The sequence below is a fragment of the Planomonospora parontospora genome (assembly GCA_014647935.1).
Lineage (GTDB): Bacteria > Actinomycetota > Actinomycetes > Streptosporangiales > Streptosporangiaceae > Planomonospora > Planomonospora parontospora.
In genome coordinates this window covers 37,224-61,436 of sequence record BMQD01000009.1, presented here as the reverse complement: position 1 = coordinate 61,436, position 24,213 = coordinate 37,224, and the positions used below count along the sequence as shown (strand labels likewise).

Below are 24,213 nucleotides of genomic sequence, written 5' to 3'. Positions count from 1 at the left end.
ATCCATCCTCGTAGCTGTCAGGAAGACAGCACGTCGGAGGAGCGAGAACGATGCAGGCACGGATGAAGAACCCGGTGACGATCATCCCGGCTGCGATGCAGCCGATCCAGGATCTGGCCAAGGCCGCCCACTCGCAGGGTGTCCCCGAGGAGCTCCTGGAGATGGTGCACCTGCGGGTCAGCCAGATCAACGGCTGCAGCTTCTGTGTGGACGCCGGTCTGAAGAACCTCAGGAAGCTGGGCGAGAGCGACGAGCGGATCGGCCTGGTGTCCGCCTGGCGCGAGGCGCCGCACTACACCGACGCCGAGCGCGCCGCCCTGGAACTCGCCGAGGCCGCCACCCGGCTGACCGACCGCGCTGACGCGGTCTCCGACGCGGTCTGGGACGCGGCCGCCGACCACTTCGACGAGCGGCAGCTCGCCTCGATCCTCCTGCTGATCGCCGTGACCAACCTGTTCAACCGCCTCAACGCCCCCATCCGGCAGATCGCCGGCACCTGGTGAAGGAGTCCTCCGTGTCCGTCGTCCGGTCCCACACCTACTCCGTCGACCCCGCCGACCTCGAGGAGTTCCTGGCCCGCCGGGCCTCGCTGATCGGCACAGTCCGCGAGACGCATCCGGGGCTGACGGCCGCCCTGCTGGTCGAGTTGGAGGACGGCACGTACAGCGACACCTGGCACTGGGAGAGCGACGCGCAGATGGGCGCCGCGCTCGCCGCCATCTCCACCTTCCCGGAGGCCCCGCTGACCATGGCGCTCACCAGGGACGCGACGGCCCTGAACGGCCGGGTCGTCGACGAGCGCTGAGTCTCCGCCGGGACGTCGCGGTCGTCGCCCCGGCTGCGGCCGTCATCCCGGCCGCGGTGGCGGCTCCCATCGCCCGGCGGCGCGAGGTGCCGCCGGGCGCCGCGGATCCGGCCCGCCGCGAGGTGGGCGGGCCGGATCCGGAACCCATGCGCCATCCTGGACGGAAAGGATCACACGCGCATCCCCGCCTTCCGCAGGAGTCGCCGATGTCCGCCCGCCGGATCGTCCCCAACATCCAGTCCGAAGCCCTGGAGGAGAACGCGGAGTTCTACGGCCTCCTGGGTCTGGAGGAGGTTATGAACCACGGTTGGATCGTGACCCTCGCCTCCCCGTCCGCTCCCGGGGCGCAGGTCAGCATCATGACCCGTGACAGGACGGCACCCGTCGCCCCCGACATGAGCATCGAGGTGGACGACGTGGACGCCGCCTACGCGGCCATGCGCGACAGCGGCGCCGAGATCGTGCACCCGCTGCAGGACGAGGAGTGGGGCGTCCGCCGGTTCTTCGTCCGGACCCCGGACGGCCGCGTGGTCAACGTCCTGGGGCACCGCTGATCGTGGAGATCCACCGACGGCGGAACCCGCCACACGAGATGACGTCGCACTTCCATGGGCGCCCGTTCTCCTCCTCGGCCTATCCGACGGCGTGGAAGGAGACCCGGCGGACCCTCTCGGTGCCCTGGACGCTCATCGCCGCGACGGAGAGCGGCGGTGCCGACCATACGCTCTTCGTCTCCTTCGCAGCCCTCTTCATCGGCGCCGCGGCGCGCTCGCTCTTCGCCCTGGACGCCTTCGTTGCAGGTGCTCTGCCGCTGTTCGTCTTGCTCGCGGCCATCTGCCGCAGGTGGTGGCCGGCAGGGGTGGTCGTCGCGGTCGTTCTCGGTGTCATGGCAGTCATCAACCTGGTGCTCTTCCTCGGTGAACTTCCCCGCGGCATCGTCACGGACGATGTCAGCGCCGGTGCGCAGCCGGACTTCCACGCCAGCGGCGGGGAACCCGTAACCGCCATGTCGGCTGCGGTCGCGTACGTTCTCGCGGCCGCGGCGCTCGCTGTAGGGGCACATCGTTCCAAGGCGGCGCCTCGTCCCACGGGCGGCTGAAACAGGGACCACGGCCCGGGGAAGCGCCTTCAAGGTCGTATCGCGACTACCGGTTTAGCTGCACATGACGGCATCCGGCTGAATGCGGCCGTTGAGGGAGGATGTGCCTGGTTCTGTAGGTGGTTCGCGGCACTGTTCGTAGACCAGGGCTGACACCGGTGCTGATGCGCCTCGGGTTGTGTCGCTGGGTTTTGACACCGCCCCGATGGTCGTAGTCGGTTGTCCGTCAGGTCAGTCGGTACTCCCATCCTTCGCGCCAGCCGAAGTCGGCATCTACCAGCTCTTCCAAGGACACGTTGTTGATGAGGTGATCGAACGCCCACCGCGTCGCGACGTGGCCGATCACCAGGACCCGCGAATCGGACCAGCGCAAGGGCAGGTCGCCAAGAAAGCGGCCCACACGATGCACCGCCTGTCGCCAGCTCTCTCCCCTCGGATAAGGCTTGTCGAGGTGCTCAAAACGGCTCCGGTGCAGCTGAATCGCGCGCAGGCCGTTGTTGTCGCCGTAGTCGCATTCCCGAAGTCGCCAGTCATGCAGGATCGGAATGTCGGTGCCAGCGAACGCCAAGGAGGCGGTCTCGACCGCCCGGGTAAGGTCGGAGGTGAAGACGGCGGCCAGGCCGTCTTTCCGTCGTCGCTCACCCAGTTCCACGGCCAGGCGCCGCCCTCGATCGGACAGGCTCCCGGGCAGCCAGCCGGTGGCGATCCCTCGATCGTTGTCCTGGCTCCATGAATGCGTCTCGAAAACGATCTCTATCGGCATGACGTCACGCTAACGCTGCCTCTGGCGCATCTCCTCGTGCTTCTCCCAAAGCGGACAGCCATCACTCGGCAGAGCGCAGAGAGCACGGTGGCTTCTGCCCTGGTGGAGAGGAGAGAAGCGACGCGCCCAGGTGACGTTGTCGGTTCTCGGCAAGATTTCAACGCCCGGCGATCACCGAGTGCTGTCCGATCGCATCAACATCCGGTGTCCGTTCTCACCTGCGGAACCAATGTGCCAGACCCCTGGCCAGGGGTCTGGCGGTTGGTGAAGATGGTCTCTCTCGACGAGGCGCGGCGCAGATCTACGACGCCTGGACCTGCGGATCTGTGCAGTCACCTTGTCGTGGAGGCGCACGTTGCGGTGGTCGGAGGGTGATTTGGAGACCGCCCACCAAACAGCTCCTCGTCCTGCATCGTTTCCTCCCCGTCGACCGGCACAGACGGGACATGCTGATCAGCATGTCGGACCGGTATGGAGAATGCGGTGACTGCGGATTGTCTGAAAGTGAGCCGCGCCGATCTCGCGTAGACCCGGCGCGGACCGGCACCTTCAGTGAAGCCGGAACGATTCAACGAACGATGAGCGTCAACGTGCAGCTTGAGGCGATCACCAGTGTCTTGCCGCTGGGGGAGAAGGCGACGGCACGAAGTTCGCAGGCGTCCTCCCGATGTACGTGCCACCAGGATAAGCCGGGTTCGCCTCGGTAAGGGGAGCCATTGGCCGCGGACAGCATCACGCTCTCGACGGGCCAGTCCGGAGCCACGACATCGAGTGCCCAGCCGTCGGGTGTGGTGGTGTGGAGGCCCCCTCCCCAAAGGCCGGCCACGGGTACGGAGACGCCGGAGAGCGGGCCGATCCCCTCGTGGACCAGCTCGTGGGTGTCGGGCCAGCCGGCGTCGGGATCCGGGTCGCGGGCGATCCGGGTGCCGGTCGCGCAGTCGAAGAGCCCTCTGCCGTTGCTTGAGACGACGAGCAGCAGATCGTCAGGACTTCCGGGAAGCGTGCCGAATCCGACGCAGGAGAGGCCTCCCACCGCTATGGGAGTCAAGCTCCGCCACGGGGCGGGCGGCGCCTGGAGAGGGGCACTTCGCATGCGGGCGCGCACTTGCTCGTGGTGCGAGGTCATGACGGACAGCTTCTCGCGTGATGAGGAGCTGTGGAGTCATAGGCGGGGATGGATCTCCGATCCCGCTACGCAGAAGCTCATGCCGACCTGGGCGAATGCATGAAGATCCATCCCGCGTATATCCCGCGACCGCTGACACGCGGCTGCCCACGGTGGCACTCGGCTGCATGTGATCGTTGGGAGAGGACACGTCAAGCCCCTGGTCAGGGGCCTAACGGCTGGTCACGATGGTGCCCCCGGCATGATTCGAACATGCGACACCCGCTTTAGGAGAGCGATGGTTGGATGGCTGGCTCATACGGTGTGAGCTGCGCGAATGCTTCGCACAGCTCACACTCTTTACAAGATCATCCCGTACATGTCCCGCACCCGCTGAGACCGGCCACCACGTCATCCGATGGCAAGGCCCGACGAAGGAGGGCTGCGGCAGCCGATCGCCCTGACCCTGTACGGCGCGAGCCACAGTCTGCGATCGTCACGACCTCAGCCCTGATCACCTGATCCGTAGGGAGAGCGGATACCTCGTCAACGGCCTCCCGCCCTGGTGAAGCGGTGGATGCGGGCCGGTACGGGGTGCTCCCGTACGACGGCGTTGCTGTACAGCAGTTCCAGAAGATTCGGAACGGCTCCTCGGCCGGCACTTGCCACCCCACTCAGAACGTGATCATGATGACGTGTTCATAGGAGGACCATGGCTGAGCATAACTTGGTCTCTTGTCTCTTCTCCACCGATGCCGGAGACTGGTTAGCACTGCCACAAGAAGCGGCCCTCCTGTACTACATTCGTAGGTCCGCTGGGAGTGGGGCGCCGCGTCGCCGGTAATGGCTGATCAGAGCACGTGTCTGGTGGAGCCGCCGGAAGTGTGACCAGGCCAGGACGTGATCGATGGCATTGGCCGCCGGGATGAGCAGCCGGGCCAGGACGTGGCGGATCTCGGCGAGCGAGAGTCGCACGAGCCTCAGCCCGCTGACGCCTCCAGGAGCGGACGGTCTTTTCCCCCGCCGGCGGTCTCGTCGGCGGGGGCGGGCAGGGCGGCGCGCGTGACGGCCAGGAATGCCAGCGCGAGCATGGCGATGGTGACGTGCCGGTGCCACGGGGTCCACTTGCGGACCTGGTAGGAGGTCAGGCCGAGCAGGTCCTTGCCGTGCTCGTTGTTCTCCTCGATCTTCCAGCGCATCCCGGCCGCCTCGATCAACTCGGAGACCGAGGTGCCGGTCGGGGCGTGGGCCAGGAAGAACTCCACCTCCAGCGGGGCCGTGACCGAGCGGCGGATCAGAAGCGTGTGCGCGTACCCGGGCGCGGGCGCCTGCCCGGCCACGGCGGCGGACACCGCGGTCCAGTCGTAGACGCGCAGGCCCTTGGTGCCGGCCCCGCACGAGCGGCGCTCCCAGATCCCGGCTCGGCCGAGGGCCAGCAGCCGGTCCAGGACGTGCCCGGCCGGCTCGACGCCACCTCGGACGGCGACCAGGGGCAGGTCGATGGGGACCGCCATCACGTAGGAGATCTGTCGTTCGTGGCAGAAGGCGCGCAGGTGCGGGTCACGGCCGTAGCCGGAGTCGGCGCACAGGTAGCGGAACGGGGTGCCGGCCGCGAGTTCCTCGGTGAGCATGTCGATCACCAGCTGGGGCTTGGTGCGGAAGACGACGTGCTCGGGCACTCCGGCCCTGCCGCGGCGCCCGGTGTCGTGCGCCCAGGACTCGGGCAGGTACAGGCGCCGGTTGACGAACGCGTGCCCGGCCTCGGAGGCGTAGGTGAGCATGGGCATGACCTGGCAGTTCTCCACCTGGCCGGTCAGGCCGCAGTACTGTTCGGCCACGCCGACGGACATCTCGCCCTTCTTGATCGCGACCGTGTCGTCGGCGATCAGCACGCCGTCGGCGCGGCCCAGATGTGCGATCACGTAGGAGCGGACTTCGTCGCGCAAGGCGTCGACGTCCCATTTCGCGCGGTCCAGCAGGTGCTCGAAGCGGTGGGCGGTGGCGTGGCCGATGTGGTCGGCCAGCTGCCAGGAGTTCTTGCGGGGCACGTCGGCCAGCAGGGCACGCACCAGGTCGGCGAAGGCCTCACGCGGTTCGGGCCGGGTGAACAGGGGGTCGGCGATGCGGGTGGTCAGCGCGGTCAGTTCCGCATCCCAGGACACGACGAGATCGTAGGTCAGAGCGCACGTCACGTACTGACGATGGACCAACCACATTCCGTGACGCAGTCAAACGAATCAAGATCTACGAATGTAGTACCTGCCCGTCGGCGCTGAGAAAGCCGTTCTAGACACGCCATCCCTTTGGCCAGAACCTCTCGATCGGGACCAGCTCCCGCCGACGTCAGCGAGCTTCCCGAATCCAAGTGGGAGTACGGAAGGCTCGCTGACGCCAGCGGGTTGAAGGGTGCTGCGTGAGTTCTGGTCACTGTGCTTCCGGTGACTACCTGGAGGGCGCAGACTCCTTCAAGTGGCGAAGCCATTTATCGACCAGTGCTGCTTGGGTGGGTGAGAGGCCTGCTGGGGGTTCGGTCTGGAGTCTGGTACGTAGCTCCGCGCGTTTCAGAGACAGCGCAAGATCTTCGATCTCCTGAGCTCCTGCGATACGGCTCAGGAAGATGTTGTGGAGGAAATTTGCGTCCGGATTTTCCAGCAGCTTCCTGCCGATGAGAGTCAGATTCATATGGCCATCTTCGATGTCGACGAGACCAAGGGAAACGAGAACGCGTGATCGTCGACGCGCCTCATCGGACCGAGTGATAGTCGGAAAGTGTTGTTGGAAATTGACGATGTAGTCATCCCAGGACGGTTGCCCGGTGGCGAGTGAGGTCATAGTGACGATGGAGTTAACGAGGTCACCCTTGCGATCAGAGGGCATCTTCTCGATGTAGTAGCGGCGCTGAGTGCTGCCAGATGGACGTGAAGGGGTGTCCTGATCGGAACTTTCGGCCTTGCCGGTGATCGTCGCTAGGGCATCTAAGTCGAGGGAGAGCAGGGAAAGGCGCGAAGCCTGGACTCCTATCCCATGTTCAGTGAGAAGGTCCGCCAGTAGCTGACCATCGATGAGGTGGATAGGGGCGAGCGCGTTGCTCGATGCTTCGAGGGGTGCCTCTCGGGTGTACTTGCCAGTGGTTACGATGATGCCCTGAGTTCCGGGGAGAAGTGTGCCCCTAAGTTCTCTCACTTCCTTGACTGTCACTGACCTCCCCGTCCAGCGCTTGACCTGAATCGAGGTAGGAACGGTCGTCACGCCGCCCGCAACAAGGGTGGCACGGACGTCGATGCCACCATCCTTGGAACGTCTAGTGACTTCCACCTCCTCATACTCCATCGCTGTAAATAGAGCTGCGACGATGTGCTCGAACACTTCGGGAGGAACTTCTCTCAACTGCTCCAGCAGTTGTTTCTTAACTTGTTTGTTCTCCTGCTCGATAGCTTGCTCGGCCGTGTTTCCGGGCGGCCGGAGGCGGACGGATCGGCCTGATAGGGAGAAGCGCTGCCGATAGCCCCGAGTGGAGCGCAGCCTGTCATCTCGCAACAAGGTCTCGAGCAGCTGCTCCTCTTCCAGAGTGATGTTGGCTGCCTGTGCACTACCTAACTCCTTTAAGATGCGCGCAGGCTCAAGGGGGCCTCCATTGTGCTTTTGGAGGATGCCATAGACGCGATTCGAAGTGGTCTGACCAGGGGTGGTAAGACGTACAGGGGTATCCATAGGGGAGTAGCGATCCTTCTGTGACATGTTCCTACGGCCCCAGCGGGGTCTGACATCGACGGTGTTATCGAAGTGGGGTACGACGATACACTGCCGCAGCTCATGCGGCCTACGCATTTGTTTACACTACGGAAGAAGAGGACGAGAAAGGGTGCCACTAGATTTTGTGGCACCCTTTCTATTGTGAGTCAGTTAGAGAGTTGTTCTCTTTTCGAGAGACGTGCTGTACTGCTCACTCTCTAGTTAATAGAGTGAGTGCTTGTCAGTCAGGGAGGCCGGCGGCATTGAGGACATGCGTCCTGGCCGATGCTAAGCAGCTTGAGCCAGGCCACAACTGATTTCCCTACAGGACGTCCTTCACCTTGCTCATCAAGGAGTCGAGGAATATCCCCCAGTAGTCACGGAGTTGTTCGTACTGCTCGTGCGGGTCCTCGTGCATGGACTCCGCCCTGCCGTAGGCGATGAGGAGCAGAGTGAGAGCCTCCATCGCGCGGCGCGTGGCCTTGCTTGCCTGCTCCGGGCTGATGGCGGTGGTGTTCATCTTGGAGATCTCCGACAGTGGCTCCCACATCTCCTTGTAGAACCGGTGACGCGTGTTGAGTCGGATGATCACCTTGCCGCCGACGTGCTGAACGTCCATGAACTGCTTGCCGGGGAAGTTGACCGACTCAACGACGAACGGAAGGTCCTTGACCTGAGCCGTGTAGTTGGCCTTCGTCTGCTCGTCAGCGTCCGTTCCCAGGACATCGATGGCCAACTCCTCGTAGGCCTCCTCAGGCTTGATGTCGGTCTTCGCCTGAGGCGTCGGCAGGGTGCGCGCGGCTTCAGCGGCGGCCTGGGTGATCTCGCGATGGTCACCCACGTGGTCCCTGCGCTCCTTGGCGACGTCCCCCCAGCGCTCCTCAAGCCGGTCCCTTGCCGTCTTGACGTGGCGCTTCAGAGCGGTGCGGAGCTTGTCGCGGAGTTCGTCGTGCGGCTCGAAGCCCCGCTTGACGTTGCGGACACCGAAGTAGGAGTCGAGCTCAGGAGTGAAGGAGACCTCGATACCGATGAAGCGGTCGGGGTCGTCTACCCGGCGGCCGAAGATCATTGGCACGTTGGTATAGCTGATCTCCCGGTCCATGCGCATGAAGCTGATACTGCCCTCGTTTTCGGGGATGCGGAGCTTCTTCGCCAGCTCGTCACCGCCCAGTCCTCGCTTGCGAGTAGCGGCCTTCGGGTAGAGGGTCACCGTCAGGTATGCCGTGTGGTCGCCGATCTTGATCGGCTCTCTGGCGATCTCTTCCGCTTCGTAGTCAGCTTCGGTGATCTTCAGGCCGAGCCGTGTTCCTTCGCCGGTGCGGTAGTACTCGCGAAGCTGCTGGTCGGCCCACGTATCAGGCATCAGGAAGAGCGGGTCGTGTGCGAGCAGACTCTTACCGTTGATCTCGATGTTGCGGCCGTCGTTGAGGAAGACGCGGAAGATGCGGGAGATCTCCTTCTCGGCCTCCAGGCGCAGGCTGTTGAAGTCCTTGGCACGCCGGCCTTCTTCGAGGCGGTCGACCTTCGACCAGACGACCAGGGTGCCGGTGCCCTTCGGCAGGATGTCGTCGAAGTCGCTCGGGACAGACTTTGCTTCAGGGGCGTCGACTCCGATGGATGAGCCCTTGCCTTCCTGCTCTTCGGCGAGTGCCTCGTCAAGGTCGAAGTACACGTACTGCCACGGCGCATCGGCGTCGGTTCGCGACCAGACGTCGATGCGCTTGCCGAAGTTCAGAGCGGCGAGTTTGGCGCCTACACCGTACTTGCCGATCGTGTCGGTGCGCATATAGCGGGTGGAGTACCCGATCTGCAGGTAGTGGTGGAGGGTGTGGGCGTCCATGCCGGAGCCGTCGTCGGAGAACACGATGCGGTGGATGTGGCTCTTCTTGGAGCGGCTGGTGGCGGGTGCCTCGTCCATGCGGATGAGGACGTTGTTGGCGCCAGCTTCCAGCGAGTTATCGATGACCTCGCCCATGGCGGCGGCGAGGCTGTAGCCCGAGTCGCGCAGCGACTGGAGGGCCTGCCCCGTGAGGACTACAGGGATCCTGGTCATTTCCTTCTCCTCTGACTTTTCTGCGGTATTTTCTATAGCTCTATGCGACGCGGTTGAACGCTCTAGCGAGCGCCTGTTCGGTGTTGCGTACGCAGAACGGACAGCTGATGGAAGATCCCTCGGGCAAGGCCGGATGGATCTTGTTGATCAAGTGATCGCGGTGCTGATGGAAGAGATGGGCTTCGAGGACGTACGCCTGCTGCACCGTAGGGGTGAATTCCCAGGCCACATGGGTGGCTTCCTGTAGATGGTTGTGGGTGGACAACCTTCGACGGAGGCAGTGATCAGAGCGGCCGACGTAGATGGGGGTGTCGTTTCGGAACAGGATGTATACACCGATGCATCGTTCCGGCATCATCGCTCTAATCGCAGGTGGGGTAAGGCGGAATACGAAGCGTTTGATGGAGACGCTGTGCAGTCGTACGACTCCATCTTCGAGAAGTGCAGACATAAGGTTTAGGCCGCTTCACCGGTCCAGGCGTCTACCTGCTTTCGGAGGGCCGCGATGTTGCGGTAAGCGGTGGCCCGGGAGATTCCTACGGCGAGGGCGGCTTCGGTGGGCCGTTTGCCGTTGGCGAGGTGCTCCAGGAAGGCCACGCCAACACTGCCAAGCTGGTTTGCGGCCATCCTCAGATACCGCAGCAGGTTGCCGCCTTCCACCTCTTCTTCGACCGTGGCTCCGTGGTCTGTGACGTCGACGCCTTCCTCGGCGAAGGAGATGTCGAACTGGCCGTTGTAGCGGGCCCAGGCGGTCTGTCCACGCTGCTTGGAGCGGTAGAAGGTGTACTTCGCGTTACGGAGAACGTCCCGGTAGAGGTGGTCGGGGTTCTGCTGCGTACGGCTTTCACTAAGAGCAAGATCAATCGCTCGCTCGATGATCTGCTCCCGGTCCGATCCGGGGTTGACGCGCACGAGATCGTTCTGCAGCCTAGCCACGACAGCCCAACGCGCGTCCATGGACGTAGCAACCATGGGGGATTCCTCTCTGGTGCCCGGCGGCTCCTTTGGCTCGCCCGGCCCGCATTCAGTTATCAGTGCTGTTCCTTTGGCTCCCCCGGCCATCCGGTCCACGGGAGCATCAGCTACACGTGAGAGTACAGCACCCACTGACTTTTATAGCGGCGCTTCGTGCTCTCAATCACCACGGCACCGCATCCGTCTCATGTGTCTCACAGGACTTCTTGATCTACGAGGGGTGTAGTCTCACCATCAATTGATCTTCGGGGCAAACCTAGACTTGTCGGTCATATCGGCCATGCCTTGAGCGGCCGATGGCGGAAGGGGCAGGGAGTATGACTGTTGATCTTGGGGAAGGTCTGAAGCTTGAGAACTCAGGGCAGACGGTCACGGTTCAGGGGGTGACGGTCAGCAGTCAGGCAAGCGTCGGCCAACAGCGCGCCTGGGACCTCGTGCTGCCTGGCGGCATCAGGCTCCCTGTCTGCGACACGACCTGGGCGGGTGGGGAGCGAGACATCGTGCTCGGCGTGCCGGCCGGACTGCCCGAGCTTCCGCGTGAACTCGCGCTGCTCCTCGGCAAGAGGAGGGCCAGTGTCGAATGTGTCGCTGGCCGCTCGATGCTCTACATGTCCGTCTACCTGGTCATGCCCGACGCCGCCGGCTGGCCCCGGTTCAAGAAGAAGCTCGACTTCGGGGAGCTCTTCGACACGTGCGGCGAAGAGCTGATCTACGGGCTCAAAGAACATGGCGTGCACGAGATCGGCACCAAGGGCGAGGCCCTGGGCGAGACTGGACGCAGCCGTAACGAGTTGTGCGCGCTCTTCACGTCCGACTGGGAGGCCGCTCCCGTCGCCACCTACGTTGTCACCCGCGTCGTTCCAACCTTGCGTCTCTCGGGCGTTCTTGCACTCTAGTGCCGCATCAGGCAACGTTCGCTCTCACCCCTGTATCCGGCCATCGGGGGAACGCGTAGCCGCAACCCTAAAGGCCTGAAAGGTGCGGGTCTGACTCCGTTGCTGCCCGTACCGCGCCACGACGATCGCCCAGGCCATCGTCGTCATGTAGCTCGTCGAAGAGAACCGCTACTCAAGATAAAAACGCTCCTGGATCGTGGCCATCCGATGGCAAGGCTCGACGGAGGAGGGCACGGCAGCCGATCGCCCCAGCCGTCTATGCCGCTCAGCCACCTCGGCGATCGTTACGGCATCGTGTGGACATCCAGTCTGGGAGAAGGAGTCCAGATGCAAGATAATCCTGTGAGTAGTTGCCCTCGTGTACTAAGCGCTATACAAACTCCGTAAAGTAGAGATACAACAAGAAGCCCCCGACGTTGGCCGTCAAACCTGACGGGGCCCCTGCTGGATCCTCGGGTCCAAGTAGACGTACGTCTACTTGGACCCGCCGCCGTTCACGAACCAGTCCACTGCGATGAGGATCGCTCTCACTACGTGCGACCCCCACTCAGGAAGGGCGGGCAGCTTTCGGCGGCGCCGCTTTCGAGCAGCCATAGGGCATCCCTCCCCGGTTGAGTTCACGGTCAAAGGGATCAACCACCCAAACCGGACATTGGTCGATCCCCCAATGAACCGACCAACCTTGGCTGCGCGAGCACAGTTACGTGGATCACCCTAGCGTATGTACGTCACCGTTTTAACGTACACACGTGACCTGACCGAACAACCTCCGATCGACTCCCGTATCCCTACCGGGAGCGGCAGTCTCAAGTCCGTTCAGAGGCTGTCCCGACCATGTTCTGCTGCGAATGTGACATTTTGATGGTTATCGGCCGCGCATGGTAACCAGCGACATGCCCTTCCATTGGTGTTCCGGCCGAGGCCGATGCGAGAGAGGCGGACTCCTTCAGTGATCTCCGGTGAAGCGACCAGGTCTGGAATGGCTCGCCTTGCGGTAGTTGGCGCGTGGGCGGTCGCTGGCCGCGACCGGCCGAAGAGCCGCAGCGCGGCCGGCGACCGCCCAACGCGCGGCGGGCCGCGGAGCGGACCGCCCTTGAAATCGAGAAGATAAGTTACGTTCGATCTTGATCGAGGTGTGTCCCGCCGCGGCAGACGCGCTCGGTCCTCCGATGATGCCTGGTTCGGGAGGCGTGGCCATCGCTCGCCCGGTCAGTATCGTGCCGATCATGAAGCCGCATCGACGCCTGCGACGGGGACGCCGTCCTCCGCGGAAGACTCGATCGAAGGAGCGGCATCCTTCGCCGGTGTCTCTGGAGGGCAAGGACGTTCTCCTCGTCGGCTACTTCTCCGCGAAGCAGAAGCGGCATGCCGTGCTCATGAATGAGCTCGCCGACTCGGTCACGAGCCTTGGCGCTCGTGTGGTGGAGCGCTTCGTGCAGCGCCGGGGCGTCTCGGCCGGCGGAGTGAAGGCGATGGGGCGGCCGTACTCCTCGCGCACGCTGGTGAGCGCGGGCAAGGTTCGTGAAATCGCGTCCGCCCGTGAGGAGACCGGCGCTGAGGTGGTCATCTTCCTCAATCCGTTGACCGATCATCAGCGTGACGCGCTCGCTGAGGTCTTCGGCTGCATGGTGATCAGTTCCACCGATCTGTGAACAGGCTCGGCACTCACATCAATCGGAAGGTCCGGTGCTGCTCCAGACGCGTTCGAAGCTGTCGAGGTAGGTCACTGCGGTGTTGTCGGCCTCGGTGCGGGTCAGGTAGATGACCGGTGCTTCGGGGGCTCGGGTGCCGTAGGTGTGGAGGTTGATCAAGAGACCGTCGTCGGCGCGGTAGATCGAGTTGTAGAGCACCGTGCGGTGTAGCCGGATCTCGATGCCCTCGACGTCCTGGAGCGGGCGGTAGAGGGCCAGGGCGTTGCGGACGCGGGCGGCCATGACGTCGCCGCCGATGCCCTCCTCAACTCCTCGGGCCGCTACCTGTGGGCTGTCGGGGTCGCCCAGGATGATGCGGACCCGGACGCCTGCGCGGGCCCGCTCGGTCAAGATGCGCAACAGGCCAGCGTCCTCGGCCAGGAACAAGCCGCTGTAGACGAGAATGCCGATCTCCTTATCCGCCGCCTGGAAGAAGCCGCGCCAGGTCTCGGCCGGTACGGCCCAGCGGTGCGGATAGACCGCCTTGATCTCCCCGGGAAGTGTCCGCCGGCCTCCGGCCTGCTCGGGCCAGAGCTCGTCCTCGTCCACGCCGAGGAGGTCGGCGACCGCCAGGCGGTGGCGGGGGTAGGGGATCCGGCCGCTGATCCAGCGGGCGACGGTCTTGGGGTCCACCGCCAGGTGAGCGGCGATGTCGACGGGTTGCAGTCGCGCCCGGATGAGCGCGTGGCGGAGGTTCTCGTTCATGAAGGGGCGCACCTTCCGCAGCAAGGGCCGGTGCCTGCGACGGTAACACGAGACGTCCCTAGACGTCCCTAAGTCGTGGTGGGGAAGTCCCACCTCGCGAACGAAGCTCATCGGCACGGGCCCATCTGCGTATCGGGTCCACCCTCCACCGATGGGAGTCCCCATGAGCACCGTGAAAGCCAACCAGCGGGCCTATCAGGTCGACCTGCTCACCGCGTTGCGCAACGAGCTGGTCGACCGGGAGGTCATCGCGGTTCTGATCATCGATGACAAGGACCGGCCCTGCCTGGACGTCACCGACAGCACCTTCCGCGCCCGCCGGGTCTACCTCCACCTGTCGTTCCAGTGGTTCTACTGGGGCGACCAACACGACGAGCGGGTCTCCTGCCTCAAGCTGTTCCCCGCAGCCGACCGGATCGCCGAAGCGGCACGAGCCGGCTGGCGCGAGGGCGAACAGGGAGAACTGGGCCTCGACCTTAGCCGGATCATCAACGCCTACCGCTCCTGACGCGATGCCCCAACAAGAGAGCAGGTGGCTGACCGGCGGGCGGGTCTACCGGCAACTCGCCGACCGGCTCCGCGCCCAGATCACCGCGGGCACCTACCCACCGGGAAGCGCCCTGCCCTCCGAGACGGCCCTGAGCGCACAGTTCCGCGTGGCCCGCACCACCGCCCGCCGGGGCCTGGCCGTCCTGGAGAACGAAGGGCTGATCGTCACCCTGCCCGGCAAGGGCCGTATGGTGGCCGCCGACGGGTATGCCGCGGCGGCGTACCGCTACCAGGTGATCGCCCGGGACCTGCGGGAGCAGATCCGCGCCGGGACGCTGGCCGCCGGGACGATGCTGCCGAGTGAGCATGTGCTCCGCCGTCGGCACGGGGCTTCCCGCAACACCGTCCGCCGTGCCCTGGCGGAGCTGGAGCGGGAAGGGCTGATCACCACCGAGCACGGTAAAGGACGGTTCGTCCGGCCTGACCGGGATTGAGACGTCTCAGGACGTCCCATGCCGGACCCTGGAAGTCCCCCGGGGTCCGGCATTTATCGTGAACCGCATGGGACAAGCTGAATGGGCCCGTGAGCTGGCCAGAGCCATCCTGGAAGAGCCGTTGCCGCGCCGGTGGGCGCACTCGCAGGGGGTGGCCGCGAGGGCCGAATCGCTGGCGCCGGTTCTCGGGGAAGAGGCGGACCTGCTGATCGCCTCGGCCTGGCTGCACGACATCGGCTATGCCCCCGACCTCATCGACACCGGGTTCCACCCGCTCGACGGCGCGCGCTACCTGCGTGACGTGATCAAGGCCGATGACCGGCTGTGCCGTCTGGTCGCGCACCACACCTGCGCGGTCAACGAGGCGCGTAACCGCGACCTCTTCGACGCGCTCACGAGCGAGTTCGACCAGGAGCGCCCCGAGCTGGTCGAGGCGCTGACCTACTGCGACATGACCACCAGTCCGGACGGCGTGCCCCTCGACGTCACCGAGCGCCTGGCCGAGATCCACTCTCGCTACGGCCCCGAGCATCTCGTCTCACGTTCGATCACGGCGTCGACGCCGTGCATCCTGGCCGCGGTCAAAGCCGTCGAGACGGCGCTCGTCGAGACACGGCAGACCAGAACAGGTAGGTAATCAGGGCATGGACCCGTTGTTGAAGACACTCGTCATCAGGTCCCAGAACGAGCGGAATTCGAGCGCACCTGGGTGCCAGTTGGCGAAGTCCCACGCCTCCCACTCGCCATCGGGCGTGACGATGTTCGGGTTGAGCAGATAGACCTGACCTTCGAGATGTTCGGAGACGTAGAGCGTGTCAGCCATGCCCGGCCTGGTGGAAGTCCATATCTCCGCAAGCTCCGGATCAACGTCACGGGTCCAGCCGACCTCGGCTATGGGCAGCATGCGGATGCTGAAGCGGGTCTCCTCGTCCCATCCGTTGGTGACCTGGAGGAACTCCCTGTAACTCGGTGGCAGGCGCACCCCGAGGCGCTCCTCGTGCCGTACAAGCTCGGCTTCACTGACGCCGTCTGTGCCCAGCCAGTCGGGAGGAGGATACGCGGCCACCTGCTGGTAATGGAGAGAACCGGGTGGTGCGGAGGCCAGACTGCGCGCATGCCTGTTCTGAAGCGCGCGGTTCACGGTTTCGAGAAGATCAAGCCATGGGTAGCGGGGTGTGCCGGGGGCGCTCATGGGGCCTACCGTACGGCAGCGCGATCAAGAAGGACTCACCCGATGTACGGCGCTCGGCCGGCCAGGTAGTGGCCGATCCGTAGGCGCATCGACCGGTCCATCGTCAGCGTCTCGACCTCCTGGCGCGGTACCCAGCGCACTTCGCGGGACTCGTCGCTCGGCGTCGGCTCGCCTTCGACGGCGCGGCCCGTGAGCACGATGGAGAACTCCTGACGGGCCTCGCCGTCGGAGGTGTAGAGGATGACGTGCCTGGGGTCGGTGTAGGTGCCGACGATCCCGGTGATCTCGCACCGCACGCCGGTCTCCTCCAGCGTCTCCCGGATGGCAGCCTCGGGGAGGGACTCGCCCAGGTCGATCGCACCACCGGGCACGGCCCAGTTGTCGTTGTCGCTGCGGCGGATCATCAGGATCTCGTCCGCGTCGTTGGTGACCACGACGTTGACCGACGGGACCAGGCTGTTGGGCGCGGGCGCGGCGGGGTCGTCGTAGAAGTCGATGCGGCGGGCCATGATCAGGAGTCTAGGGGGACGGCGTCGGCCCAGACGGCTTCGAAACTGCCGGTGTAGGTGGAGACCATGTCCCCGCCGGCCATCTTGCGCAGATGGAAGACCGGTGCGTTGGCGGCGGGCTGGCCGTACACGTGGGTGTTGACGAGCAGCTGGTCGTCTCCGCGGTAGATGGAGTTGTAGAGCACAGTGCGGTGAAGCCGGATCTCGACGCCCTCGACCTGCTGGAGCGGCCGATACAGCACCATCACGTTGCGGATCTTGGCGGCCATGCCGTCGTCGATGCCCTCGTCCTCACCGCGTTGGGCGACCTCGGCGCAGTCGGGATCGCCGAGCAGGATGCGCACCCGCGCCCCGGCCTTGGCCTTGTCGGCGAACAGGCGCACGATGCCGGAGTCCTCGGCCACGAACAGGCCGCTGTAGACGAGCACGCCGATCTCCTGCTTGGCCGCCGAGAAGAGACGTCCCCACGCGTCCCGGGGGACGGCCCAGCGGTGCGGGTAGACCGTGACGATCTCGCTCTCCGACACGGCCGCGCTCTGCTCAGGCGTCAGCGCCTCCGGCCACAGGTATGCCTCGTCCATCCGCAGGAACGAAGCCACTGCATAACGGTGCTTTCGGTACGGCGTGCGGTCTTTAGTGATCCACCGCTCCACCGTTTTCGGATCGACCTGAATGGAATCGGCTAGCTCGGCCACCGTCGCCCCTCGTTCCAGAAGGGCCGCGCGCAGTCGCTCGTTCGGCATTTCACCTGACCAGGGGGGACGTCCAGGGACCTGGCAATCGTAGACCGGACGTCCTGAACATGTCCCGTCCTGTAGTGATCTCGTCCCGCCCTTTCACCGGATTCTCGTGTCACACCGCACCACACGGAATCGGCGAAAGGAGAACAACCCATGATCGACCTGACGTTCCCGCTGGACGACGGACCGGTCTGCGCCTGCGGCGCGGCTCTGGAGGAGGGGCAGACGCTCTGCCGCAAGTGCCACGCGCTGGCGCGCTGGCTGCGCCGTACGGCCAGGCGGCGCAAGGCGGGGAGGCGGCGCGGCGAGACCCGGCGGCCGGCCGGTCGCCCCCAGGACTTCGCCAAGGCGGGGGTGATCTGGACGTGACCGCGATCCCGCTGATCATCGGCATCGTGCTCGGGGCGGCCGTGCTCGTCGGCTACGTGCTCGTCATGGTCGGCATGCGCCAGGAGGACCGGCGTATGCACCTGGCCGCGACGCCTCCGAGCCGCGCGGCGGGCCTGGCTCGCCGGGTCACCGGCTGCCACGTCCGGGGCGAGAGCGCTACCTACGCTCGGACAGCTCCGCTTCGACCTTCGCGAGTCGCTCCGACAACTCGCGCAGCGTGAGGCGGATCTCCGTGATCTCGTCGGCGGGCGGCGGGGCCGGCGCCGCGTCCTCCCGGACGAACACGCCCTTGCCCTGCTGGCCGACGACCAGGCCCTCGTTCCGCAGGATGCCGACGGCCATCTTCACCACGCTCAGCGATGCGCCGTACCGCTCGGCCAACTGGGCGGTGGACGGCAGCGGGGCGCCGAGCGCGAGAGCACCGCCACGGATCTGCTCCCGCAGATCATCGGCGATCTGCAAGTAGCCGGGCCGCCCGGTGTGCTTGACCATCCGTCCCTCTTCCGCCGCGTCGTCTGCCTCTAGTTCAGCACAGCCGCGGAACCAAGCCAACCTTGAGAACATTGACAACCCAGCCAACTAGGTTAACTATGTTGACCACGACGAATAAGGAGGTCACCCGTCATGCGCAACATCCCGATCCCGGTCGACACGACCAAGCTGCAGTTCGTCTGCGTCGCCGCACCCCGCCCCCGCCTGCTCAACAAGGACACCGGCGAGATCAAGACCGACAAGAACGGCACCCCCGTCTACGAAGTCGCCCTCTCGGCCATCAACAACACCGGTCGCATCGAGCTGATCCGCGTCAACACCTCCGGAGAGCCGCCCGTCACCCTCGGCATGCCCGTCCACCCGGTCGACCTGGTCGGCTTCGTGTGGGAGCAGACCCGCAACGGCGAAGTGCGGTGGGGCATCAGCTACCGGGCCGCCTCGATCGTCCCGGCGGAGGTGAGCGCCCTTGCGTGATGACCTGCTGCTGAGACTCCTCGACGCCGGAGTGGTCCTGGCCGTCGCGGTGGCCGGCCTGTGGGCCTGGCGGCGCTGGCACTACCGGTCCTTCTGGCTGGTGGTCGGCTACCCGCTCATGGCCGTCAGCGTCCGCGCCACCTGGCGCAAGATCGCCCTCGGCTGCGGCCTGACCAAGAAGCGTCACCGCTGGTGGTTCACCCTGGTCCCCAACGCGGTCGCCTCCACCGGCATGGTCAAGGTCCGCCGCCGCTTCCAGCGGATCGCGGTCGACACCAAGCCGTGGATGTGGCTGCCCCGGCCGACCCGGTACGGCTGGCGGGTGACGGTCCACCTGCTGGAAGGGCAGATCCCCGACGACTACGCCCAGGCGGCCGAACGGCTCGCCCACTCCTGGCGGGTGCACGCCGTACGGGTCTCCTCGCCCCGGCCCGGTCGGGTCGTGCTGGCCGCGACCATGCGCGATCCGCTGGTGCGGGTCGATGAGATCCCGCCCTCGTCGGAGCTGCTGAAGGTCACCGTGGGGCGGCTGGAGACCGGCAAGCCGTGGGAGATCGACTTCCGCACCGTCCCACACTGGCTCAACGCCGGGGCCACCCAGTCCGGCAAGTCCAACCTCGCCAACGCACTGATCGTCGGCCTATCCCCGCAACCGGTCGCCCTGGTCGGCTTCGACCTCAAGGGCGGCGTGGAGTTCACCCCCTACGCGTCCCGGCTATCGGCCCTGGCCACCTCCCGGACCGAGTGCGTCGGCCTGCTCGATGACCTCGTGGGCCTGATGGCCGACCGGATGGGCCTGTGCCGTCAGGCCGGGGCGCGCAACATCTGGCAGCTTCCACCGGGGGTGCGGCCGGTGCCGGTCGTGGTCCTGGTCGACGAGCTGGCCGAGCTGTACCTGATGGCCGACAAGAGCGAGAAGGACGAGATCGCCAAGACCTCGACGGCGCTGCTGCGGGTGGCGCAGCTCGGGCGGGCCTTCGGGATCTACCTGTTCTGCTGCGGCCAGCGGATCGGTTCCGACCTCGGCCCCGGCGTCACCGCGCTGCGCGCCCAGTGCTCGGGGCGGATCTGCCACCGGGTCAACGACCCGGAGACCGCGACCATGACCCTCGGCGACCTCGACCCGGCCGCCCTGGTCTCCGCCTGCGCGATCCCCGCCGAGACACCCGGCGTCGCCATCGTCGCCTCCCAGGACGGCCAGTGGTACCGCGCCCGCTCCTTCTACGTCTCCGAGCACGCGGCCGAACATGCCGCCCGCATGTACGCCGATCTCACCCCGCCATGGGAGGAGATCACCTCCGGCACCCGTGGAGCGGAGATCACCGACGCCGACCTGAACGAACTCCTCGACGCCTGAACCGACCTGACCTGACCTGATCAGAAAGGGGGACACGATGCGACGCCTTGCCTGCTGGCTACTCGACTCCGGGCCGGTCCTCGTCCTGGCCGCCATCGCGGGTGCCGGATCGTTCACCCACATCCACGACACCGCCAGCGAGCACGGGCAGACCGGTTGGATGGCCTGGGCCGTGGCCGTCTGCGTCGACATGACCTGCGTCATGGCCGCCCGCGAGCGCCAGCGCGACGCCAAGACCGGCCGCGTCCGCTCCGGGCCGGTCTCCTGGCCGACGCTGGTGCTGGCCGGCGGGGTCGTGCTGTCTCTGGCCGCCAACCTCCACCAGGCCGAACCCTCGGTGTGGGGCTGGCTGGTCGCCGCCACTCCCGCCGGGGCGTTCCTCATCGCGGTCTCGATGCTGGAACGCCGCGCCGCCGCCTCCCGTCCCGCTCCGGCCCCGGTGACGGTCACCGCCTCGGCCGCACCTGTCCCGACGCCTCCGATGCCCGAACTCACCCCGGCCACCGACGACGGCCCCGAACCCGCGGCCGGACCGTCCCCGGCCCTGGTCACCTTCGCCCGCCGCGTCGCCGGCGAACACCACACCAAGCACGGCGCACCCATCACACCCGAGCTGCTGCGCGCCCGCCTCGGCGTCTCCGACCAGCTCGCCGCCGAACTGCTGCGCACCCTGCACGCCGTACCGCAGCCCGCCCGATGAGAAAGGAGACACACGCGATGATCGACACCGACCACCGACCCGCCGTGATCGAGGGCCTGCGCGAGCTGGCCGCCTTCCTGGAGGCCAACCCCGCCGTCCCCGTCCCGCCCCACGGCGTGACCGTCCTGCACTTCCCCGCCCGGGGCACCGACGCCGAGATGATCGCCGAGATCGACCGGATCGCCGCGCTCCTCGGCACCGCACCTGACCCCGACGACATGGCCCACGGCCACCACAAGGCGCGCCTGGCCTTCGGCCCGGTCAGCTACGAGGCACTCGCGATCCTGGCCGCCCCGCGCGCCCGGTATGCGGCCCTGGCCAGCTACTCCGGCTGCGTCGTCCCGGATGCCGCCGATGTCGCCTGAGATCAGCGAGGAGACGACCGCCTTGCCCGACCGTCGACCGCTTGCGCCCCAGCGCTGGCGCTGCTGCGACTGCGGCGGCACCGGTCTCGACTCCCTCGGCGGCACCTGCCGCCTGTGCGACGGCCTCGGCTTCGGCTGAGCAGTCGGCGCCCCCGGCCTGGCCGTACATCCGCCAAGACGCCTGCCAGGTCGGGGGCCATCCCCTCCCACCCCAACGAGTGAAAGGAGGTCTCCATCTTGCCCGTACCCGCGCTCAACCCGCACGCGATCCGCGGCATGATCACCCGCCTGCACGATCCGGACTACGCCCGGTGGGCCGCCCAGATCCGCGCCACCGGCGGCTGCCGACAGCCCATCCACCTGCGCGGCAAGGTCGACCACATCGACCGGGCCACCGGCGAACTGCTCCACCGCTACACCACCCGCACCGAACCCGGCGGCGTCCTCCGCGTGCCGTGCAAGACCCGCCGGGCTTCCCGCTGCCCGTCCTGCGCCGAGGTCTACCGGGCCGACACCTACCAACTGATCCGCGCGGGCCTGGCCGGCGGCAAGGGCGTCCCCGAGACGGTGACCGCCCACCCGTGCCTGTTCGTCACCCTCACCGCCCCGTCCTTCGGCATCGTCCACACCCGCCGGGAGAAAAACGGCAAGGTCCTGCCGTGCCACGCCCGCCGCGACGCCGAGACCTGCCCGCACGGGCGCATCATGTCCTGCACCGCCCGCCACGGCACCGAGGACGCCCGCCTCGGCGAACCGCTCTGCGGCGACTGCTACGACTACGCGGGCTCGGTCCTGTTCAACGCCCTGGCCTCCCAGCTCTGGCGGTACTTCACCGACGCCCTGCGCCGCCGCGTCGCCAAGTTCGCCGGGCTGACCCTGCGAGAGCTCCGGGGACGACTCACGATCGCCTTCGCCAAGGTCGCCGAATACCAACGGCGCGGCGTCGTCCACTTCCACGCCGTCATCCGCCTCGACGGCCCCGAAGGACCCGCCTCTCCGCCTCCGGCCTGGGCGACCGCCGACGCCCTGGCGGACGCCGTACGGCACGCCGCCTCGGCCGTCTCCGTGCCCGTCCCGGCCGCCGAAGGCGAGCCCGCCCGGGTGCTGCGCTGGGGCGCTCAGCTCGACGTCCGCCCGATCACCATGGGCGGGGAACTGACCGAACAGGCGGTGGCCGGCTACATCGCCAAGTACGCCACCAAGGCCGCCGAGTGCGTCGGCACCCTGGACCGGCGCATCAGCCCGCTCGACGACCTGGCCGCACTCCCACTCCGGGAGCACGCCCGGCGGCTCATCGCCGAGTGCTTCCGCCTGGGCGCCCTTGACGGCCTGGCGGACCTGCGGCTGACCCCGTGGGCGCACATGCTCGGCTTCCGCGGCCACTTCTCCACCCGTTCCCGGCACTACTCCACGACCCTCGGCGACATCCGCGCCGACCGGGAAACCTTCGTCCGCGAGGAGGAGATCAGCACCGGGCGGCTGCCGCTCTTCGATGAGGACTCCGTTCTCGTCATCACCGAATGGGAGTACGCGGGCAAGGGCCTGACCCCGGGCGACGCGCTCCTCGCCGCCGCGTTGACCGGCACGGCCTTACCCGCCTCTCCGATGAACGGCGGGGGTGATGCCCGATGACCCGCCGCGATGAGCTGCTGACCGTCCCCCAGGTCCTCGAAGAGCTGGGCGGGCTCTCCCGCCGGACCTTCTACCGGTGGCGCGAACTCGGCCACGCGCCCAAGTGCATCAAGCTGCCCAACGGAGAGATCCGCATCTGGCGGAGTGACTTCACGACCTGGCTGGAGAGCCTCCGGGAGGCGGCGTGAGCACCTCCTATGAGGTCAAGATCTGGGACCTCCGCCGGAAGCTCTCGGGCAAGACGCCGTCCTACGTCGTTCGCTGGAAGGTGGGCACCAAGGAGAAGTCCAAGACGTTCAAGACCAAGGCGCTCGCCGAGAGCTTCCTCTCCGACTTGCGGCAGGCGGCGAAGAAGGGGGAGCCCTTCGAGCTCGTGACGGGTCTTCCCATATCGATGGCCAAGCCTGCCGACTCTGGGCCGACGTTCTTCGACTTCGCCCGGTCGTACATGGCGGCCCGATGGGTTCACTCGGCGGCCCGGACGCGCGAGACGATGACGTATGCCCTGCTGTCCCTCGTCCCGGTGCTCACCAAGGATCTGCGAGGCAGACCGGACGATGAGGAGCTTCGGGCGGTGCTGCGGGATTACGCCTTCCTGCCCGACAAGCGGCGTGGAGAACTGCGACCGGAGCAGAAGGCGGCGTTCGCCTGGCTGGAGGCAGCGTCCCTGCCCCTCGCCAACCTGCTGGAACCGGCCGTGAGCCGATCGGCTCTCGATGCCGTCGCCCTCCGCTTCGACGGGGAGCCGGCGGCGGCCAACACGGTACGGCGCAAGCGGGCCGTCCTGCACCACATGATGGAATCCGCGGTGGAGCTCAAGAAGCTGCCCGGCAATCCTCTGCACGCGGTGAAGTGGAAGCCTCCGAAAGCCACGGGGGCCGTCGATCCTCGAACGGTGGTCAATCCGGTCCAGGTTCGGGCACTCCTCGATGCCGTGAGCCAGGTGGGACGGACGCGCGGTCCCCGGATGGTGGCCATGTTCGCCTGCATGTACTACGCGGCTCTCCGCCCCGAGGAGGCTTCCGGACTGCGCCGTCAGAACTGCGACCTTCCCACCGACGGTTGGGGCCTGGTCACGCTTGAGAAGGCGCGTCCGCAGGCGAACAAGCGGTGGACGAATTCGGGGGAGACCCACGACGAACGCGGCCTCAAGCACCGGGCCAAGGACGACACGCGGGAGATCCCGATCCCTCCGGTCCTTGTCGTGATCCTCCGGGAGCACATAGAGGCGTACGGCGCTGAGAAGGACGGCAGGCTCTTCCGCACGAGCAAGGGCCGTCCGTTCTCCTCATCGGCCTACTCCGCCGTCTGGCAGGAGGCACGGCGACTGGCCTTCCCCGTAGAGCAGGTCGCCTCTCCGCTTGCGGCGAGGCCGTATGACCTACGGCACGCGGCGGTCTCGCTGTGGCTCAACGCGGGTGTCCCGCCGACCGAGGTCGCCCAGCGGGCCGGCCACGGGGTGGACGTTCTTCTCCGCGTCTACGCCAAGTGCATCGAAGGACAGCGGGCTCGCGCTAACGGACAGATCACCACAGCCTTGGAATCATGATCCCAA

The 24,213-nt window shown here is 66.4% G+C and carries 29 protein-coding genes; 17 read left to right on the top strand and 12 right to left on the bottom strand.

What is annotated here, in order from left to right:
• Positions 1–50 precede the first annotated feature (50 nt).
• From IEZ07_RS15750 to IEZ07_RS15735, 4 genes are all read left to right on the top strand, one after another.
• Positions 51–503: a carboxymuconolactone decarboxylase family protein gene (locus IEZ07_RS15750; RefSeq protein ID WP_191895440.1), complete on the top strand. Its 453-nt coding sequence runs from the start codon at positions 51–53 to the stop codon at positions 501–503.
• A gap of 11 nt (positions 504–514) precedes the next feature.
• Entirely contained in the window at positions 515–805 is a 291-nt protein-coding gene (locus IEZ07_RS15745) for a hypothetical protein (RefSeq protein ID WP_191895439.1), read from the top strand.
• Between the two features lie 206 nt (positions 806–1,011).
• Positions 1,012–1,359: a VOC family protein gene (locus IEZ07_RS15740; RefSeq protein WP_191895438.1), complete on the top strand. Its 348-nt coding sequence runs from the start codon at positions 1,012–1,014 to the stop codon at positions 1,357–1,359.
• 38 nt (positions 1,360–1,397) lie between these two features.
• Positions 1,398–1,904 (top strand): hypothetical protein, encoded by a 507-nt coding sequence (locus IEZ07_RS15735; protein WP_191895437.1) that lies wholly within the window; start codon positions 1,398–1,400, stop codon positions 1,902–1,904.
• Between the two features lie 226 nt (positions 1,905–2,130).
• Here the strand turns inward: IEZ07_RS15735 and IEZ07_RS15730 are convergent, their stop codons facing one another.
• The 7 genes from IEZ07_RS15730 to IEZ07_RS15700 all read right to left on the bottom strand — a co-directional run bounded on the left by IEZ07_RS15730 (position 2,131) and on the right by IEZ07_RS15700 (position 10,529).
• Positions 2,131–2,667 carry a histidine phosphatase family protein gene (locus tag IEZ07_RS15730; protein ID WP_191895436.1) on the bottom strand — a complete coding sequence of 179 codons (537 nt, stop codon included), beginning with the start codon at positions 2,665–2,667 and terminating at the stop codon, positions 2,131–2,133.
• Between the two features lie 568 nt (positions 2,668–3,235).
• Positions 3,236–3,700: a hypothetical protein gene (locus IEZ07_RS15725; RefSeq protein ID WP_301549326.1), complete on the bottom strand. Its 465-nt coding sequence runs from the start codon at positions 3,698–3,700 to the stop codon at positions 3,236–3,238.
• A gap of 1,052 nt (positions 3,701–4,752) precedes the next feature.
• The gene (locus tag IEZ07_RS15720; protein WP_301549325.1) at positions 4,753–5,964 is read right to left on the bottom strand and encodes an IS701 family transposase; all 1,212 of its coding nucleotides are present in this window, start codon (positions 5,962–5,964) and stop codon (positions 4,753–4,755) included.
• A 250-nt stretch (positions 5,965–6,214) separates the two neighbouring features.
• Positions 6,215–7,483, bottom strand: a complete 1,269-nt coding sequence (locus IEZ07_RS15715; RefSeq protein WP_191895434.1) for a restriction endonuclease — start codon at positions 7,481–7,483, stop codon at positions 6,215–6,217.
• Between the two features lie 343 nt (positions 7,484–7,826).
• On the bottom strand, positions 7,827–9,557 hold the full coding sequence (locus IEZ07_RS15710; RefSeq protein ID WP_191895433.1) for an ATP-binding protein: 1,731 nt from the start codon (positions 9,555–9,557) through the stop codon (positions 7,827–7,829).
• Positions 9,558–9,597: 40 nt separating this feature from the next.
• Entirely contained in the window at positions 9,598–9,915 is a 318-nt protein-coding gene (locus IEZ07_RS15705) for a GIY-YIG nuclease family protein (RefSeq protein WP_191895432.1), read from the bottom strand.
• Between the two features lie 98 nt (positions 9,916–10,013).
• The gene (locus IEZ07_RS15700; RefSeq protein ID WP_191895431.1) at positions 10,014–10,529 is read right to left on the bottom strand and encodes a hypothetical protein; all 516 of its coding nucleotides are present in this window, start codon (positions 10,527–10,529) and stop codon (positions 10,014–10,016) included.
• 320 nt (positions 10,530–10,849) lie between these two features.
• On the opposite strand from IEZ07_RS15700, the gene IEZ07_RS15695 reads away from it, so the two are divergent.
• Together IEZ07_RS15695 and IEZ07_RS15690 are read left to right on the top strand one after the other, a co-directional pair.
• Entirely contained in the window at positions 10,850–11,428 is a 579-nt protein-coding gene (locus tag IEZ07_RS15695; RefSeq protein WP_191895430.1) for a hypothetical protein, read from the top strand.
• 1,304 nt (positions 11,429–12,732) lie between these two features.
• Positions 12,733–13,080, top strand: coding sequence for an HflX-like GTP-binding protein (locus IEZ07_RS15690; protein ID WP_191895429.1), 348 nt, complete (start codon positions 12,733–12,735; stop codon positions 13,078–13,080).
• Positions 13,081–13,098: 18 nt separating this feature from the next.
• Here the strand turns inward: IEZ07_RS15690 and IEZ07_RS15685 are convergent, their stop codons facing one another.
• The gene (locus IEZ07_RS15685) at positions 13,099–13,824 is read right to left on the bottom strand and encodes an XRE family transcriptional regulator (RefSeq protein WP_191895428.1); all 726 of its coding nucleotides are present in this window, start codon (positions 13,822–13,824) and stop codon (positions 13,099–13,101) included.
• 163 nt (positions 13,825–13,987) lie between these two features.
• On the opposite strand from IEZ07_RS15685, the gene IEZ07_RS15680 reads away from it, so the two are divergent.
• The 3 genes from IEZ07_RS15680 (at position 13,988) to IEZ07_RS15670 (ending at position 15,444) form a co-directional block, all read left to right on the top strand.
• Positions 13,988–14,332 (top strand): hypothetical protein, encoded by a 345-nt coding sequence (locus tag IEZ07_RS15680; RefSeq protein ID WP_191895427.1) that lies wholly within the window; start codon positions 13,988–13,990, stop codon positions 14,330–14,332.
• Positions 14,333–14,336: 4 nt separating this feature from the next.
• Positions 14,337–14,807 carry a GntR family transcriptional regulator gene (locus IEZ07_RS15675; protein ID WP_191895426.1) on the top strand — a complete coding sequence of 157 codons (471 nt, stop codon included), beginning with the start codon at positions 14,337–14,339 and terminating at the stop codon, positions 14,805–14,807.
• 67 nt (positions 14,808–14,874) lie between these two features.
• Positions 14,875–15,444 carry an HD domain-containing protein gene (locus IEZ07_RS15670; protein WP_191895425.1) on the top strand — a complete coding sequence of 190 codons (570 nt, stop codon included), beginning with the start codon at positions 14,875–14,877 and terminating at the stop codon, positions 15,442–15,444.
• Here IEZ07_RS15670 and IEZ07_RS15665 read toward each other — a convergent pair whose 3' ends face one another.
• The 3 genes from IEZ07_RS15665 to IEZ07_RS15655 are packed head-to-tail and all read right to left on the bottom strand — an operon-like array spanning position 15,445 to position 17,251.
• Positions 15,445–15,999 (bottom strand): SMI1/KNR4 family protein, encoded by a 555-nt coding sequence (locus IEZ07_RS15665; protein WP_191895424.1) that lies wholly within the window; start codon positions 15,997–15,999, stop codon positions 15,445–15,447.
• A 35-nt stretch (positions 16,000–16,034) separates the two neighbouring features.
• A complete protein-coding gene (locus tag IEZ07_RS15660) occupies positions 16,035–16,508 on the bottom strand; it encodes an NUDIX hydrolase (protein WP_191895423.1) in 474 nt (157 codons plus the stop codon).
• A 2-nt stretch (positions 16,509–16,510) separates the two neighbouring features.
• Positions 16,511–17,251: a helix-turn-helix domain-containing protein gene (locus IEZ07_RS15655; protein WP_191895422.1), complete on the bottom strand. Its 741-nt coding sequence runs from the start codon at positions 17,249–17,251 to the stop codon at positions 16,511–16,513.
• A gap of 150 nt (positions 17,252–17,401) precedes the next feature.
• Between IEZ07_RS15655 and IEZ07_RS15650 the strand changes: the two genes are divergently transcribed.
• Positions 17,402–17,617, top strand: a complete 216-nt coding sequence (locus tag IEZ07_RS15650) for a hypothetical protein (RefSeq protein ID WP_191895421.1) — start codon at positions 17,402–17,404, stop codon at positions 17,615–17,617.
• A 177-nt stretch (positions 17,618–17,794) separates the two neighbouring features.
• On the opposite strand, the gene IEZ07_RS15645 is transcribed toward IEZ07_RS15650, so the two are convergent.
• Positions 17,795–18,130, bottom strand: a complete 336-nt coding sequence (locus IEZ07_RS15645) for a GntR family transcriptional regulator (RefSeq protein ID WP_191895420.1) — start codon at positions 18,128–18,130, stop codon at positions 17,795–17,797.
• A gap of 132 nt (positions 18,131–18,262) precedes the next feature.
• Here IEZ07_RS15645 and IEZ07_RS15640 point away from each other — a divergent pair, with 132 nt between their 5' ends.
• The 7 genes from IEZ07_RS15640 (at position 18,263) to IEZ07_RS15610 (ending at position 24,207) form a co-directional block, all read left to right on the top strand.
• The gene (locus tag IEZ07_RS15640) at positions 18,263–18,604 is read left to right on the top strand and encodes an SCO3933 family regulatory protein (protein WP_191895419.1); all 342 of its coding nucleotides are present in this window, start codon (positions 18,263–18,265) and stop codon (positions 18,602–18,604) included.
• Positions 18,597–19,961 (top strand): FtsK/SpoIIIE domain-containing protein, encoded by a 1,365-nt coding sequence (locus IEZ07_RS15635; RefSeq protein ID WP_239320217.1) that lies wholly within the window; start codon positions 18,597–18,599, stop codon positions 19,959–19,961. The genes IEZ07_RS15640 and IEZ07_RS15635 overlap by 8 nt, the downstream gene beginning before the upstream one ends.
• 37 nt (positions 19,962–19,998) lie before the next feature.
• Positions 19,999–20,661 carry a DUF2637 domain-containing protein gene (locus tag IEZ07_RS15630; RefSeq protein ID WP_191895418.1) on the top strand — a complete coding sequence of 221 codons (663 nt, stop codon included), beginning with the start codon at positions 19,999–20,001 and terminating at the stop codon, positions 20,659–20,661.
• Positions 20,662–20,678: 17 nt separating this feature from the next.
• Positions 20,679–21,026, top strand: coding sequence for a hypothetical protein (locus IEZ07_RS15625; protein ID WP_191895417.1), 348 nt, complete (start codon positions 20,679–20,681; stop codon positions 21,024–21,026).
• Between the two features lie 276 nt (positions 21,027–21,302).
• Positions 21,303–22,658 carry a replication initiator gene (locus tag IEZ07_RS15620; protein ID WP_191895590.1) on the top strand — a complete coding sequence of 452 codons (1,356 nt, stop codon included), beginning with the start codon at positions 21,303–21,305 and terminating at the stop codon, positions 22,656–22,658.
• Complete coding sequence (locus IEZ07_RS15615) at positions 22,655–22,846, top strand: helix-turn-helix transcriptional regulator (protein WP_191895416.1); 192 nt, start codon at positions 22,655–22,657, stop codon at positions 22,844–22,846. The genes IEZ07_RS15620 and IEZ07_RS15615 overlap by 4 nt, the downstream gene beginning before the upstream one ends.
• Positions 22,843–24,207 carry a tyrosine-type recombinase/integrase gene (locus IEZ07_RS15610; protein WP_191895415.1) on the top strand — a complete coding sequence of 455 codons (1,365 nt, stop codon included), beginning with the start codon at positions 22,843–22,845 and terminating at the stop codon, positions 24,205–24,207. The genes IEZ07_RS15615 and IEZ07_RS15610 overlap by 4 nt, the downstream gene beginning before the upstream one ends.
• Positions 24,208–24,213 lie beyond the last annotated feature (6 nt).